Below are 476 nucleotides of genomic sequence, written 5' to 3'. Positions count from 1 at the left end.
TGATTGGCAATATGGGGATTTGACTTGTTTCGATGGCTCTGTGAGCAAAACAGGTGTTCACTCATGGTTCTCAACCAGACAAGTCTCAGTCCAGAACCAGAAATGGTTGAGGACATCCTCGCCATCCTCCACTGCTTCAGTTCCCGATTATACGGACGGAGTAAATACAAAACTCAGGTCAAAGAAGATCCGGATTTACCCCAGCCCGGAGCTAAATCAAGTCTGGCGCAAATGGTTGGCTGCTTGTCGGTATTGCTACAACCAAGCAATTGCATTATCTAGGAGTGGTAAACGACTAAGCAAACTGAAATTACGCAACGAAGTGATGCAGAGTGACTTACCCGAATGGGTCAAAGAAACACCCTGCCACATTCGGCAAAATGCCATCTTTGATGCCTATCTCGCCTTTTCAGCCAGTCCAGGCGCCAGGTTTAGGAGCTGTCGGGATAGTTCTCAAGCCATCAAGTTTAACGATG

Annotated in this window: 1 protein-coding gene and 1 pseudogene; both read left to right on the top strand. The window is 47.3% G+C overall.

From position 1 onward, the window contains the following. Nucleotides 1–282 (top strand): annotated as a pseudogene (locus P5683_RS25810) (hypothetical protein); the annotation flags it as partial. Beyond that, nucleotides 188–476, top strand: a 289-nt coding sequence (locus P5683_RS26675; protein ID WP_396442939.1) for a helix-turn-helix domain-containing protein, incomplete at its 3' end; no start/stop codon positions are given. The pseudogene P5683_RS25810 and the gene P5683_RS26675, both read left to right, overlap by 95 nt.

It is taken from the genome of Limnospira sp. PMC 1279.21 (assembly GCF_032349615.1).
GTDB lineage: Bacteria > Cyanobacteriota > Cyanobacteriia > Cyanobacteriales > Microcoleaceae > Limnospira > Limnospira fusiformis.
The sequence above is the reverse complement of the archived record's forward strand: the minus strand, read 5'-3'. Positions and strand labels throughout refer to the sequence as shown.